12 protein-coding genes are annotated in these 13,926 nt (G+C 73.1%); all 12 read right to left on the bottom strand.

Translation table 11 applies throughout. The features are described 5' to 3' along the window. Positions 1-6: 6 nt before the first annotated feature. Genes ACH4U7_RS11620 through ACH4U7_RS11565 form a run of 12 tightly spaced genes read right to left on the bottom strand, consistent with a single transcriptional unit; the run spans position 7 to position 13,925 of the window. Positions 7-1,986 carry a phage tail protein I gene (locus ACH4U7_RS11620; protein WP_398527764.1) on the bottom strand — a complete coding sequence of 660 codons (1,980 nt, stop codon included), beginning with the start codon at positions 1,984-1,986 and terminating at the stop codon, positions 7-9. Continuing rightward, positions 1,983-4,058, bottom strand: a complete 2,076-nt coding sequence (locus ACH4U7_RS11615; protein WP_398527763.1) for a putative baseplate assembly protein — start codon at positions 4,056-4,058, stop codon at positions 1,983-1,985. Before ACH4U7_RS11615 ends, ACH4U7_RS11620 begins: the two co-directional genes overlap by 4 nt. Beyond that, a complete protein-coding gene (locus ACH4U7_RS11610; RefSeq protein ID WP_398527762.1) occupies positions 4,055-6,013 on the bottom strand; it encodes a baseplate J/gp47 family protein in 1,959 nt (652 codons plus the stop codon). The genes ACH4U7_RS11615 and ACH4U7_RS11610 overlap by 4 nt, the downstream gene beginning before the upstream one ends. Beyond that, positions 6,010-6,432 (bottom strand): GPW/gp25 family protein, encoded by a 423-nt coding sequence (locus ACH4U7_RS11605; protein WP_398527761.1) that lies wholly within the window; start codon positions 6,430-6,432, stop codon positions 6,010-6,012. Before ACH4U7_RS11605 ends, ACH4U7_RS11610 begins: the two co-directional genes overlap by 4 nt. Next, the gene (locus ACH4U7_RS11600) at positions 6,429-7,124 is read right to left on the bottom strand and encodes a phage baseplate assembly protein V (protein WP_398527760.1); all 696 of its coding nucleotides are present in this window, start codon (positions 7,122-7,124) and stop codon (positions 6,429-6,431) included. Before ACH4U7_RS11600 ends, ACH4U7_RS11605 begins: the two co-directional genes overlap by 4 nt. Positions 7,125-7,126: 2 nt before the next feature. Further along, positions 7,127-8,308: a phage late control D family protein gene (locus ACH4U7_RS11595; protein ID WP_398527759.1), complete on the bottom strand. Its 1,182-nt coding sequence runs from the start codon at positions 8,306-8,308 to the stop codon at positions 7,127-7,129. Between the two features lie 10 nt (positions 8,309-8,318). Then, a complete protein-coding gene (locus ACH4U7_RS11590; protein ID WP_398527758.1) occupies positions 8,319-8,990 on the bottom strand; it encodes a LysM peptidoglycan-binding domain-containing protein in 672 nt (223 codons plus the stop codon). Continuing rightward, positions 8,987-9,178, bottom strand: coding sequence for a putative phage tail protein (locus tag ACH4U7_RS11585; RefSeq protein ID WP_353591329.1), 192 nt, complete (start codon positions 9,176-9,178; stop codon positions 8,987-8,989). The genes ACH4U7_RS11590 and ACH4U7_RS11585 overlap by 4 nt, the downstream gene beginning before the upstream one ends. Next, a complete protein-coding gene (locus tag ACH4U7_RS11580; RefSeq protein ID WP_398527757.1) occupies positions 9,175-9,693 on the bottom strand; it encodes a phage tail protein in 519 nt (172 codons plus the stop codon). The genes ACH4U7_RS11585 and ACH4U7_RS11580 overlap by 4 nt, the downstream gene beginning before the upstream one ends. After that, on the bottom strand, positions 9,690-11,183 hold the full coding sequence (locus ACH4U7_RS11575; RefSeq protein WP_398527756.1) for a phage tail sheath family protein: 1,494 nt from the start codon (positions 11,181-11,183) through the stop codon (positions 9,690-9,692). The genes ACH4U7_RS11580 and ACH4U7_RS11575 overlap by 4 nt, the downstream gene beginning before the upstream one ends. A gap of 1 nt (position 11,184) precedes the next feature. Further along, a complete protein-coding gene (locus ACH4U7_RS11570; protein WP_398527755.1) occupies positions 11,185-11,640 on the bottom strand; it encodes a phage tail protein in 456 nt (151 codons plus the stop codon). Positions 11,641-11,660: 20 nt separating this feature from the next. Beyond that, positions 11,661-13,925 carry a phage tail sheath family protein gene (locus ACH4U7_RS11565; protein WP_398527754.1) on the bottom strand — a complete coding sequence of 755 codons (2,265 nt, stop codon included), beginning with the start codon at positions 13,923-13,925 and terminating at the stop codon, positions 11,661-11,663. Between the last annotated feature and the right edge of the window lies 1 nt (position 13,926).

The raw sequence follows: 13,926 nt of genomic DNA, 5'->3' as shown, positions 1-13,926 counted from the left end.
GTCCTCTCACGACACTCGCGTATGCACACCGACGGCGGAGACCACTCCGACGCCCACCCCTCGCCGCACCCCCCTCGGCCCCGGCCTGAGCACCCCGTCGCGGTTCAGCCGCACGGGCTGCGCGCCGCCCAGTACGGGCGCGGGCAGCGGGACGAACGCGGTGTCCACGCCGACCGTGGACCGCGAACCGACCACGAATCCCGCGCCCCCGGTCCGCACCGACCCCACCGTGTGCGCGGGCGCCTGCCGCTCCACCAGCCGCAGCAGCGCCTCCCCGTCCGCCGATCCGGCGGGCAGAAGCACCCGGAACCGGTGTGCGTGCGCGGTGTACGGATCGCTGTCCGGCGCGCCGAACGCGCGCAGCGGCGCCGCGCCCAGCGCCGAGCCGCCGACCCGGAACCGGCTCGCCGACCGGCCGAACAGCCGTACCGAGCCGAGCCCTTGGTCCTGCTGCGGCTCCGGCCGCTGTCCCTGTCTGGCCTTGCGCAGCTGCGCCCAGCGGCGGTCGGCCGCCAGTTCGTCGATGACCGGGGCCACCCCGAACACGATCCGTACCGCCTCCCGCAGCGCCCACGGCGTGCCCCGGCGCCGGTACAGCTCCGGGGCCGCGGCCAGCAGCGCGCGCCGGGTGGCGGCGTCCCAGCCCGCCTCGTACGACAGACCCAGCAGCCCGGCCAGCCACGGCAGCACCCGGTCCGGGACGCCCGCCGGGTCCAGGAGCGCCGGATACCGCTCGATCACCCGGTCGAGCTGCGCGAGCGTCGCGTCGAACAGCGACAGGAAGCGCTCGGTGAAGTCGTCGGCCGCGGGGTCCTGGCGGAAGGCGGGTGGCAGCAGATCGGCGCTGGTGGCCCGGGGGAAGTCCAGCCGGATCCGGCGGACGGCCGGGGTCGTACCGCCGTCGCCCGACAGCCGTAGCCGCAGCCGCAGAAAGCGGCCGGGCGGCTGGTCGACGAGGAAGTCCGTGGCGCCCGGAGCCGACATCTGCCAGTCGCTCTCCTCGTACCGGCCGTCCTCGCTCACCACGATCTCGACGGCGACCGCCGTCCCGGCGGGCACAGCGGCGTCCACGCGTACGCGGTGCCAGCGGCACCGCGAAATGCCGCTGTCGATCAGGGTGGTGACATACGACCCGCTGGTCACATACGCGTCGGTGACCGGTGGCGCGGCGTCCCTGGGCCGGCCCTGCCAGGTGAAACAGGTGGTCTCGGGGCCGTCGGGGCCTTTTTCGCTCAGGCAGAACCCGTCCTCGTCGGCCGAGGTGAGCGCGGACGGTGGCAGGGCCGCCGCCAGTTCGTCCACGGTGACGGGTTGGAACGGGCGGCAGTGGCCGCCCCGGTAGATGCTGATCCGTCCGCCGTCGTCGGTGAGCAGCCACACGGTCCGCTCCGGTCCGGTGCGCAGGCCGATGACCTCGCCCCGCGCGCCGGTACGGAGCACACCGCGGAAGCCGCCCGTCGAGTCGTACCGCCGCAGGTCCGTACTGCCCTGACAGGCCACCAGAACCTCGTCGTCAGGGCCCAGGGCGGCCCACCGTGGCCGCTCGGCCCGGATCACCCCGGCGAGTTGTTCGCCCTCGCGGCGCCACACCAGGACCCGGTCGGACTCCACCACGGCCAGCCGGTGGCCGCGGGCGGCGACGGAGACCGGCTCACGCAGCGGGGCGGGGTCGCAGCCGGGCGGCCAGACGGGCGCGAAGGCGCCGCTGCAGACATCGCGGCGCAGCAGCCGCCGCTCGCCGGGGACGAGCAGGTACCAGGCGCACGGCCCGCACCCCGGCGCGAGCCGCGGGTCGGGGAACCACGGCAACAGGCTTCCCCTGGTGGGGCCTTCCGGCGCGTCGCCGCGGTAGGCGAGTCGGAGGCCGGCCGGGTCGTCGAAGCCGACGACGCCGATGGTGCCGCGGGCACCCGGCTCGGTCGACTCGTCCCACCCGACGTACGCGTCGAGGAGACGGAAGGTCGCGGGGTGCGGTGCGCATGTCATGACTGGTCACCTACCGGGATCAGCAGCGGGCGCTCCGGCCAGACGAGGGTGTGGGGTGGGAGGGCGTGGTCGGTGCAGGGCGGCCGGCGCACTCCGTCGACGGTGAGCGAGAGCCGGGTGACGGCCAGCACCCCGTCGACCGCCAGGAGCCGCCGGACCAGAGCCGTGTGCCGCAGCGCGCCGCCGAACGGCCAGCCCGCGCCGTCCTCCCCGCCGCGCAGCGGATCCAGATAGGTGCGCACCGCGTCGCCCGCCCGGGCCAGGACCGCGGCCCGGTCGAGGTCCGGGTCGAGCGTGATCCAGGACTCCACCGCGACGCGGTGGTACGGAGCGGGCGCGGCGACCACCGTGACCCCGGCGGGGGCGGCTTCGCGCGACAGGAAGTCGGCGACGGCCCGCAGGGTGGCGGCGGTGGGGACCGGCGGTTCGCCGGGGTCGTCGCCCGAGGATACGGGTGGTACGACGAGGACTCCCACGACGCCGGGGATCGGCGCCCCGGCGAAGTCCGGGTGCAGGCCCGGCACGCCCCGGGCGCGGGCCACCGACGCACCGGGCGCACGGGTGGCGAGCAGGCCGTAGTCGGCCGGGGTCACGGCCCGGCCGCGGGCCCGCAGTTCGCCGACGCCGCGGCGCATGGCGTCGGCGTCGGCCTCGGCGTCCGTTCCGCCGGAGGCCGGGAAGGGGTTGCCGACGCCGGTGACGAACGGCAGCGCGGTCACCACCGCGCCCACCGCACCCGCCCGTACGGCGCCGGCGCTGCCGCCGCCCACGCGGTAGCGCACGGCGCGGACGTTGCGGAAACCCGGGGGGACGGCCGCGCCGTTGACACCGTCCCCGAAGGTCACCTCGCCGCTGTCGTGGTCCACCGTGAACACCCGGTCGTCGGCGCCGTACCCGGCCAGGCTCTCCACCTCACGCCACCGGGACGAGGTGCCGGCGGAGCTTCCGGCCGAGGTGCCGGCCGTGGTACCGAACACGTCGCCGCCCGCGTCGTCGTCGACCTCGATGACCACCGATCCGGCGAGGATGGGCACCTGACTGAGTTTCATACGGCGCCGCCCGCTCGCCGCGGGGTCCTGGACGGGCTGCAGCGGCTCGTCCCGGATGGTGCGGGCGGCGGTGGCGGCGACCACGTTCAGCCGCAGCCCGGACAGCACCGGCCCCGGTCCGGCGAAGGCTCCGTGCGCGATCCGCACGCGCAGCCAGCGCAGCCGGGGCCGGGTGCCGGACGGGGTGCCCGGCTCCCAGGAGCGCTCCACCCGCAGCTCGACGGTCCCGCTGGCGCTGAGCCCGGCCGTGGAGTCCCGTATCAGCTCGGCGGGTACGAGCCGGGTGCCGTCCAGCACGTCCCAGCGCAGCAGCGGCGCGGGCGGCAGCGGGAGGGGCAGCGCCCCTCCCGAGGCCGTGGGCGCGGGGGGAGCGGCCACGACCACGATCCCCAGCGACAGCCGCGGGTAGGGGCCGGCAGGCCCGGCGAGACCGATCCACAGCCCGTTGCCGGGCTCCGGGTCCCGGCCGAAGGGCGCGAAGGGACGGCTGGGCCCGGAAGGACCCAGCGGCAGCGGCTCCAGCGTTCCGGCCTCCTGTACGGCGAGGTCGCCGAGGGTGGCCGGGGTGGCGTACAGGTCCTGGTCCGTCTCGTAGACGACCTGCCCCGCCGGGGTCGATGCCGCGCTCTGGAACCCGGCCGGGACGAGTACGGAGGAGCCGTCCGGCGGGTTCACGGTGAACTCCAGGAGCGCTGCCGCCGCCCCGGCCGGGCGCCGTCGCACGCCCGCGATCGCCAGGTGTTCGGCCAGCGCCTTCTCCGGCAGCCGGTTGACGCGGCCGAGTACGGGTTCGGCCTGGGTGCCGAAGAGGCGGACGAGCGCGACGCCGGCGTCCTGGCGGTCGGGGTCGGTCCAGTCCGGGGTGTAGCCCGCGATCCGGCCGCGTACCTCGGCGCGGACCGCCTCGCGGGTGGCGTCGACCAGTTCGGGCCCGCCGCCGGTCGGTCCGGGGCCGGGCACGATCCGCCCGTCGGCCCGCTCCTGTTCCCGAGCGTCCCGCTCCCACCACACGTCGCCGGTCATACCAGCCCCTCCCCCGGTTCGACGGCGGGCACGATCCGGGTGCGGACCGTCCGCAGGACGGGCAGTGCTCCGGCCTCGAGCGGCACCTCGTCGCACGCCTCGGACGCGTCGGCGCCATCCAGGCCGATCGCCACCGCGGCGATGTCCCCGAGGTCCCCCAGCGCCCGCTGCGCGGCCCGCAGCAGGGCCGAGGGCCGCAGCGGCTGTCCGAACGGCCAGCCGTCCTGGTCCTCACCGCCCACGAGCGGGTCGAGGAAGCGGCGCAGCGCCGCGGTGACCACGGTGGACACGCGGCTGCGGTCGGCCGGGTCGCCCGACAGGTCGACGCGCAGCGCCACTTCGCGATAGCGGGCCGGGCGGACGAAGACCTCGGAGGTGAGCAGCCGCGCCTGTGCCAGTCGGGCGGCGACCGCGCACACCATGCCCGGGTCGGGGAGCGGCGCGGCGACGAAGTCCTCGCGGTCGAGGTCGTCCCGGGGCGCCGCCGGGACGATATGGACGCTCACCGCGCCGGGCACCGTGGTACACGGGAAGCCGGGGTGTTCGCCGAGGGCCGGGTACGCGCGAGCGACGGCGACGCCCGGGGTGGTACGGGCCAGGGTGACGTAGTCGGCGGCGGTGACCGCGCGGGTCACCTCCCCCAGGGACGCGGCCGCGCGGCGGCGCGCCTCGGTGATCGTCTCCGGGTCCGCGCCGCCTTCGGCCCGTACGAGGTTGGCGGCCGAGACTGCTGCTGGCGGGGCCGGAAGGTCCGGGGCCACCGTCCAGTTGCCGGTCATACCGCCGTTGCCGCCCCGGCCGCCGCCGGTCACATACGCGATCTGCGCGTCCGGGTCGGGGCGGGGGATGCGCCCGGTGAGTCCGTCGCCGAAGACCACCGCGCCCTCGGTCCGGTCGAGTACGAAGATCCGGTCGGCCGGTGCGCCGAAGGTGAAGTCCGGCACCGGCTGCCACTGCTGACCCGCCAGCTGCACGGTCGCCTCCAGGAGGCGGTCGGCGGCGTCCGGGAGGACGAGATGCTGGCCGGGCAGCTTGAGCCATGCGTCGAGCTGCTCGTGGAGGTCGGTGCCGCGTGCGGTGCGGCGCCTGAGGTGGTGTGCTGCCGAGACGTTGACGGCGAGTTGGAGGAGTCGGGGCGGTGCCGCGTAGGTGGCGGCCGGGGTGGACACCAGGATCCCGGTGTCCCGTGTGGTCCAGCCGGCCGGGGGGTGCAGCCGGACGACACCGGACCGTCTGAGCCCGGCCGTGCCGTCCTCTACTTTCTCGAATTTCTCGAACTCGCCGGAGACGTCCGTGCCCGGCCGGAACCAGGACCAGGTCAGCTGCGCGGGAGGCGGCACATCGGCGACCGCCCCGGGCAGCCATGACGGCGCGGACGCGGCGGGCGCGTCCAGTTCGACGAGCAGGCAGAGCGGGCCGGGCGCGGGGTGCGCTCCGGTGAGCGGCAGGGTGAACCGGACCTGTGCCGGGGCGCCGTCGGCCGCCAGTAGCGCGACCCCGCGGCGGGCCCGCAGGTCCGCCGTACGGTCGCGGTCGGTCCACACGGTGACCTCGGCGTCCTCGGCGAGCGGGAAGACGGCCACGTCGTCCTCGAGGGTGAAGACGATCTGCCCGGTGGGGTCCCGGGTCAGCTCCGTACCGGCGGGGACGACCGGGACGGCGGTGTCCGCCTGCCGGGCGTCGATGCGCAGCACGGTGGCGGCGGGGCGGGCGGGGCGCGGCGGTTCGAGGCCGAGCAGCCGCAGTACGGCGACGACGAGCGCGTCCGGCACCTGGTCGAGCCAGTACAGCCGTTGCTCGAGGAGGTGGGCGAGAAGTTCGAGGAGGGTGATGCCGGGGTCGACGGGCGCGTGCAGGGTCCAGGTGCCGTCCGATTCGGCGGGGATCCGCCGGCGGATGGCGGCCATCATGTCGGCCCAGGTGAGGTCGTCCAGCTTCGGCGCGGGCAGTGTCATGACGTACCCCCGGTGAGGCCCGTAAGGCCCGTGATGCCGGTGTAGAACGGGAACACCAGGTTGGCCTTGGTGTTGCTGCGCCGGATGCGGTAGACGACCGAGACGGTGATCCGCGACTCGTCGGCGGGGTCGGCCTCGGCGCGCACCTCTTCCAGTTCCACCCGCGGCTCGTGGTCACGGACCGCGGTGGCGATCGACTGCTCCAGGTCGCGCAGGTTCTGCACACTGCCGGGCGCGAACACCAGCTCGTGGGCGCGGGTGCCGAGGTCGGGCCGCATGACCCGCTCGCCGACGCCGGTGAGCAGCAGGGCCCGCAGACAGTGCTCGATGCTCTCCTCGCCGACGGCGTACCCGAGCCGCCCGGACGCGTCGGGCAGGATCGGGAACCGCCAGCCGGTCCCCAGGAACTCCTCGCTCATGCCGTCCTCGCCTTCTTGGCCAGCACGGCGGGGGTCAGCGGCGGGGTCGGCGGGCCGGTCGGCCCGGCGGCGGAGGGGTGGGTGTGCGTATTGAAGGCCTGGAGCAGCGCGTTGCCGAGTACGAGCGGTTCGGTGGCGCCGCCGCCGAGGTCGATGGAGGGGGAATCGAGGGTCACCTTCGGCGCCTTGAGGGTGATGTCGCCCTGCGCGGTCACGGTGACGCTGCCGCCGTCGGCCGCGGTGATCCGGATCGCCTTGCCCTGGTCGTCCAGTTCCACCACATGCCCGGCGGCGGAGGTGATCTTCACGGCGGCCTTGGACTGGGTGTCGTCCAGCAGCACTTCGTGGCCGTGCCGGGTGCGGATGAGTTTCTGGTCGCGGCCTTCGGTGCGGGCGGTCGGCGGTTTGTCCTCGCCGTTGTAGAGGCCGCCCAGGACGATCGGGTACCGCATGTCCCCGTGGACGAACGCGACCAGCACCTCATCGCCCTTCTCGGGCACGAACACCGAGCCGTAGCCACCTCCGGCGTACAGCTGGCTGACCCGGACCCAGTCCGTGACCGTGGTGTCGTCGAACCACGGGAACTTCAGCTTGACCTGGCCTTCGTCATCGCCCTCGTTCTCCACGACGAGCGCTTCGACGACGCCGTAGTAGCGCTTGTCGGTGGAGCGGGCGCGTGGTGTGCCCTTCATCGTCACCGGCCCCCCTGGTGGATCCGCCGTGCGGTGAACTGGGTGAAGAAACCACTGGTGTTGAGGGTGTGCTCAACCCGTTTGACGAAGTACGTGCCCGAGAAGCGGCGGCCGAGGCCGTAGATCTCCAGGTTGTCGCCGGGCCGCAGCTCGGGCAGGCCCGCCACCTTGCCCGTAGCGGTGATGAACTCGTACGCGCGCTCGCGCAACAGGCTGATCGCCAGTTCACGGGCCTCCTGGTCGCTGCCGACCGGCGCGTCGACCACGACCTCCTGGCGGCCCTGCAGAGTGGACTCTGCGACCTGCGGCCCGCTCTGCCCGTCGGCCGTGTTCTGCCCGGCCGGCAGGTTCTCGGCGGTCGCGGTGAACGCGATGGCCTGTTTGGTGCGGGGGTCCCAGCCGCGTACGGTGACCTTGCTGACCTGCTGGGACACCGTCAGCGTCGGGGTGAACTCGATCAGGTTGGGGACCAGCCCCTCGGGCTGGTCGGTGGGGCCGGTGCTCAGCCCCGGTGCGTACGCCAGCCGGTACACCCGGATCGGGCGGCCGTCGCGGCCGTCGGTCGGCTTGATGAAGTACAGCGTGTCCTCGCCGTCCTTCGGGTCCGGCAGGATGTAGCAGTCAAAGTCGAGCCGCTTGGCCCGCTCCAGCAGGAACGTGGCGTCGTCCTGGTTCTTCTGCACCACCAGGTCGTGCGTGGGGCCTTCCCTGGTGACCTCGATGCGCAGATGGTTGCGCTGGGCGATCTGCTCGGCGATGCGCCAGTCGGGCAGATTGCGGTAGATCTTGGTCTCGCTCTCGGTGGGCTTGCGGTCCTTGAGCCGCAGCAGCCCGTCCACCCCGCTGACCTGGACGGTGGGCGACGCCGCGTCGGTGAACTTCGGGCTGAGCGTGGAGATGGTCCCGGTGGCCACGGTGAGCAGCCGGTCGGCGTAGCCGAGCCGGACCGAGACCCGGCCGCCGAGCCGGAAGCTCGGCGAATCGCTGTGCTTGAACCGCAGGCCCACGTCGTCCCAGTTGTTCAGGGTGAGGTCGAAGCCGGACATCTCGTCGATGTCCCGGTTCACCTTGATGTCGATGATGTCGTTCTTGGTGGACGGGTCCATCTCCAGGCCCTCGATGCGCACATCGAACTCGGGCGCGTACCGGTCGGGCGAGGCGACCTCGGGTGCGGGGGTGCTCATGGCGCGCTCCTCAGGCCAGCCGGGGCACGGTCAGCACCCGGCCGGGTCGCAGCTCCCGGGGATCGCTGATGCCGTTGGCCCGCGCCAGCTCCCGCCAGGCATCGGGCCGCCGGTACAGCGCGGCGGAGATGGAGCTGAGCGTGTCGCCGCGGCGCACCACATAGCTCTTCTCCACGGTGGGCGAGGAGCGCGGTGTCTCGGCGACCTGCGTGGCGGCCGGGCGGAACTCCTTGAGCGAGAGGTCCAGCATGGCCCGCAACGGCACCCCATCGGGGCGGAACAGCTGGTAGTTGACGTCCAGCTTCTCCACCACACCGGTGAAGACCTCCTCGTCCCAGACGAACCGGACGACCGGGGGTGCGTGTTCGCGGCTGTCGGGCCGCAGCAGGTTGCGCACCGCGTTGACGTATGACTTCCGTACGTTCTCCAGGGTGTCGGAGGTGTCCACCAGCGCCTGGACCGTCAGGGTCTCCGTGCCGCCGCGCACGTACTGCAGGGGCGGTGTCTCCAGGCCGGGGATGGTGATCTCGGCGAAGGTGTTGCTCTTGCTCAGCTTGTAGTCGGTGGGGTTGAAGCGCAGCGGGATCCGCCGCTGCCGCTCGTCGGCGATCACCGGCCGGACGATCTCCAGCCGGGCCCGGGCGGAGCCCTGACGGGCGAAGGACACCGGCGTCACACTCATGACGCCTCCTGGTCGCCGAAGCGCCGTTCGCTCTCGGTGTGTCTGGCGCGCGCGCACTGATCCTCGTACAACTTCGCCCATGCCTGAATGTGCTTGTTGAACAGGCGGGTGAACACGGCGCCGTCGTCGCCGTCCACCTGGAACCGGACCTCGAGGTGGTGAATGGTCACCTTCGGCACGCCGGTCACCTCCCTTGGCTCAGGCGCGACAAGGCGTTCGCCGCGGCGTCCTGTAGGACCTTCGTCAGCCCCTCGTGCGCGATCTCCAGCGACTCGATGGCGATCGCGTTCTGCTCCGCGTGCAGGTCCGGTCCGCTCCACTTGGCGGCGAGCCCGCCGTGGAAGGCCCACGCCGCGCCGGGCGCCCCGTCCGGGCCGAGCACGATCACCGCGCCGTCGCGGCGGGCGCCCAGCGAGTCGGCGAGCCCGGCCTGATACCAGGCCCACAGCCCCGGGTCGCGCACCACCCCGCGCTTGAGCGTGATCCGGTTCCACGAGTGGCGCAGCGGCAGTTGGTGGACCGAGTCATTGCGACCGCCCTCCGGGTAGCTCACCACCTCCAGCTGCGCGCCGAGCCCGGTGACCTCCTGGAACGCGCCGGAGGCGGCCAGTGGCAGCAGCAGCGCCTGCGCGGGCGGCAGATACGCGTCGCCGGGGTCGAGAGTGACCAGGAAGCGGTATTTGGGCAGCGGATCCAGGGTCATGCCTCGATCACCTCCAGACCTCGGTCCTGGCCGAGTACGAGACGCAGCCGGATGAACTCCATCGGGACGGCCGGGGCGACCTCGATCTCGCAGACCAACTGCCCCGGGTCCTGTTCGGGCGGGTTGTTCGTGTCGTCGCACACCACACGGAACGCCTGCTCGGGCCGGTCTCCGGCGAGCGCCCCGGCCCGGAAGGCCGACAGCAGTACGGAGGTCAGCGCCCGTACCAACGTCAGCCTCAGCTCGGGCGAGTTGACGTCGAACACCAGCGGGCTCGCCACCCGCCGGATGGCGCGCACCAGCAGATGCACCAGTCGGCGGTGCGCGATGTAGCGGGTGCCCGGGTCGGCGGACAGGGTGCGTCCGCCCCACACCATCAGCCCCCGCCCGCGGGTGCAGCGGATCAGGTCGAGCCCCGCGTCGAACAGCCGGATCTGCTGCGGCTCGGGGTACTCGGCCGCGAGGTCGACCGCCTCCAGGATCACGGCGCCCGCGGGCGTGTGGTGCGCCCCGCGCTCGCCGTCGAGGCGGGCGATGACGCCCAGGACGTGCCCGGACGCCGGGACGGTCCGCAGGGCCTGTCCGTCGGGGGTGCGCAGCGGCGGATGGTAGACGGCGGCGCAGCCGAGCAGCCCGCTGTCGCCGGTGGCCGCCAGCGAGCCCGCCCAGTCGACGGCCTCGTCCACGGAGGACAGCCGGGGCGGTACGTCCAGGACGGCGAGGCGGTCGTGCAGGGGCGCCACGCTCCGCAGCAGTTCCAGCACCGTCTCGGTGTGCTCGGTGCCGGACAGGTCCGCGCCCAGGTCCGGCAGCGCCACCAGCGCCGGTTCCGGCAGTTCGGCCTGGAGCGTCACGGCGTCCGCGTACTCGCCGCGGGTGGGCGGCGCGTCGGCGCCGCCCGTGAGCGTCAGGTCCCAGGACATCGAGATCGGGCCGGGCCGCCCCGGTGGCGGTGGCGGCCCGTCCGGGATCAGCCGGATGTAGCGGGATGCGGTCAGCCGGTCGGCCACGTCGGCGAGCGGCAGTCCGGCATACGTCTCGGGCACCTCGCCGGGCATCGTGACCCGTACGCCCACGCCGGCCGGCCCGGCCACCGTGCTGGCCTGGTAACGGATCGCGACGCGCCCGCCGTTGGCCCAGGCTCCGGGGCTGGTGGCGACCACCTGGTAGTCCGTGGCGGCCAGGCCGCCGAGCGGACCGGCCGGCCACCGGGTCCGGGCCGTGGTGGCCGGCCCGGACACCCGGAGCACCCAGGCGGTGCGGCCGCCGTTCTCGAAGAAGCCGCGCAGCGCGTACGGGGTGGCGAAGGCGCCGTCCGGCGGGCCGAAGGCGCCCACGACGTCGTTCCAGCTCTCCACGCGCACCGGAGTGGCGACCGGGCCCCGGCGGAGCCGGCCCAGAAACGCCGCCACGTCCGTACGCAGCGGCTCGGTGTCCGAACCGCGTGGCCGGTACGTCAGGGATACTCCGGGGAGCGCTTCGCCGACCATGTCAGACGTCGATCTCCAGCTTCTCGACCGCCAGGACCAGGGTCTCCATGGCGATCTCGTTCTTGGTGGCGCTGAGCGTCGGACCGGTGTACTTGGTCGGCCAGCCGCGGTCGAAGTTCCAGCGCATGGCTTCCTGGCGGTTCTCGTCCAGCAGCACGATCGAGCCGGAGGTGCGCCGCACCTTGCCGTTGAGCGCTTCGACGACCCAGTTCCAGAAACCGACGTGGCCGGTGATGCCGCGTTTGAAGGTGAGGTTGATGAACTTCTTCAGCCCCGGGATCTTGCGGACGGTGATGTCCTCGCTCCCGGTGCGGTACTCGATCGGCGGAACCTCCAGCTCAAGCCCGCTCACCTCGGTGAAGGACCCGCTCACCGCGACCCCGTCGTCGCTGACGTTGGTCACGATGATCTGGAAGTTATAGGACGCGTACGGATCGTCCCTGGTAACGGGCGGCATGGTGGCCTCTCCTCGGGCGCTCAGGCGAGTTGGGTCTCGCGGGTCTTCTGCTGGATCCGGAAGATCACGAACTCCGCCGGGAAGACCGGCGCGACGCCGATGACACAGATGAGCCGGCCGCCTGCGAGGTCGTCCTCGGTCATCGTGGTGCGGTCGCAGGCGACGAAGAACGCCTCGTCGGGGGTGGTGCCGGCGAGCGCGCCGCTGCGCCAGACCGTGGTGAGGAAGTTGGTGACCGTCTGGCGGACCAAGGCCCACAGCGCCTCGTCGTTCGGCTCGAACACCACCCACTGGGTGCCCTCGTCGATCGACTCCTCCAGATAGAGGAACAGCCGCCGGACATTGATGTACTTCCACGAGCTGTCCGAGGAGAGCGTGCGGGCGCCCCATACCCGGTGGCCCATCCCGGGGAAGAACCGCAGCGCGTTGATGCCCTTGGGGTTGAGCAGGTCCTGATGGCGCTTGGTGATGTCCTGGGCGATGCCGTCGGTGAGCCGGATGCCGCGGATGACCGCGTTGGCGGGCGCCTTGTGCACCCCGCGCTCCACATCCACGCGCGCGTAGATCCCGGCCATATGGCCCGAGGGCGGCACCTCGACGTCGCGGTTGGTCGACGGGTCGCGGGTGACCAGCCACGGGTGGTAGAGCGCCGCGTACTTGGTGTCGAACGGCTCACGGAACGCCTGGACGCCCTCGATGTCCAGACCGTCCTGCGGGTCGAGGATCGCGAACCGGTCCCGCAGCAGCTCGCAGTGGGTGACCAGGGCCGATTCGACCGTCCCCGACCACACGCCCGGCACCGCGCAGACGGCGACCTCGTCGATGTCCTCCAGCGCGGCGATCCCGGTCCGCTTGCCGCTGCCGCCGTCCTCGCCGACGAAGTCGGCCACGCTCAGACTCCCGTAGGCGTCGTCCCCGTCCGCCAGCGTCAGCCAGGATCCGACCGCGGGCACGGGGAACTTCGCCGGGTCGCTGGACAGCGCCCCCAGAGCCACCGCCCGCACCAGCTGCGAGCGGCCGGCCAGGGTGGTCACCAGGTTCGCAGGTGCGTCGCCGGTGAGCCGGAGGTTGGGGTGGCTCTCCGTCACCACGGCGCCGGACGGGTCGGCGAACCGGGCGTCGACCTGCGCCTCGATCAGGTGCAGCCGGTCGGTTTCGAACAGCGTCCCGGGCACGTCCGCGTCGAATGTGACGAGGTCCGCGGCGATCGCCCGGGCGGTGCGGATGGTCAGATGGGTGCCGTCGTCGAGCTGGACGACCGCGCCCTCGTACAGCCGACTCGCGCCGCCGACCCGCAGCGTCGGCCCCGCCGAGGTGGTGCCCCGGCGCACCCGGCGCACCACCAGCCCCCTGCGCCACGCCTCATGTGCCGTGCCGGACGGCAGGGTCAGCGTGACCTTCCCGTCCGCCGGCTGACCGACCTGGACCTTGAACCGCCCGGAGCCGATCTGCACCCAGACATCGGGCGGCAGATCGTCGGGGTCGAGCCCGGAGACCGCGGCGACCTCGACCGTCTCGCTGTCCGCGGCGGCGTCCGCGGCGAGCTGCGTGACGAAGAGCGCGCCCTCCTGCGGATCCGGCAGCACCGGCAGCGCGGCGGACGCCATCGGCTGGATCCGCACCTGGACCGCGCCGCCCCATGAGCCGGGGCTCACGGCGGTGAACTCCAGCGTCTCCTCCGCGCTGCGCGCCCCGATCTGCACATAGTCGCCGCGGCCCGCTCTGACCTCGGCGGTCAGCGCGGCGTCCAACTCGACACGGTGGGCGGTCACGTCGTAGGCGGCGACAGCGGCGGTGTGGATCACCTGCTGGTCGTCGCCGCGGAAGAGCTGGATCTGCTGTCCGACGCCGGAGAACCCGATCAGATGGCCGAGTTCCAGACGGGTCGCGCCCTTGGCGGCGTCACGGGCGACCGGGCTCACCAGGCCGTGGCCCAGCACCCCCGAGGCCGGTGTCGCCTGCCTGCTCGCGACCCGCTTGACGTACAGCCGCTGACCGCCGTTGTCGAAGAAGCCCTTGACCGCCAGCGGGAACAGCCACCAGCGGCCGCCTTCCTTGGGGTCGTTCGCCCAGGTGTCCCGGATCAGGGCGTCCGGCTCGGGGAGGAATCCGCCGAACGTGTTCTGGAACTCCAGAAAGTTGGTGACCAGCTTGGGCTTGCCGGTGTACGGACCGCGCACGGTGACCCCGGCCATCCCGGCCGTACTGGTGCTCACCCCCGCGATCGGCCGTGGGCCCGCATCGATCTCCTCGATGTAGACCCCGGGGCTCAGATACTCCGCCATG

Origin of the sequence: Streptomyces sp. NPDC020845 (genome assembly GCF_044334165.1) — a bacterium.
Lineage (GTDB): Bacteria > Actinomycetota > Actinomycetes > Streptomycetales > Streptomycetaceae > Streptomyces.
This window is presented reverse-complemented; position numbering and strand designations above follow the sequence as displayed.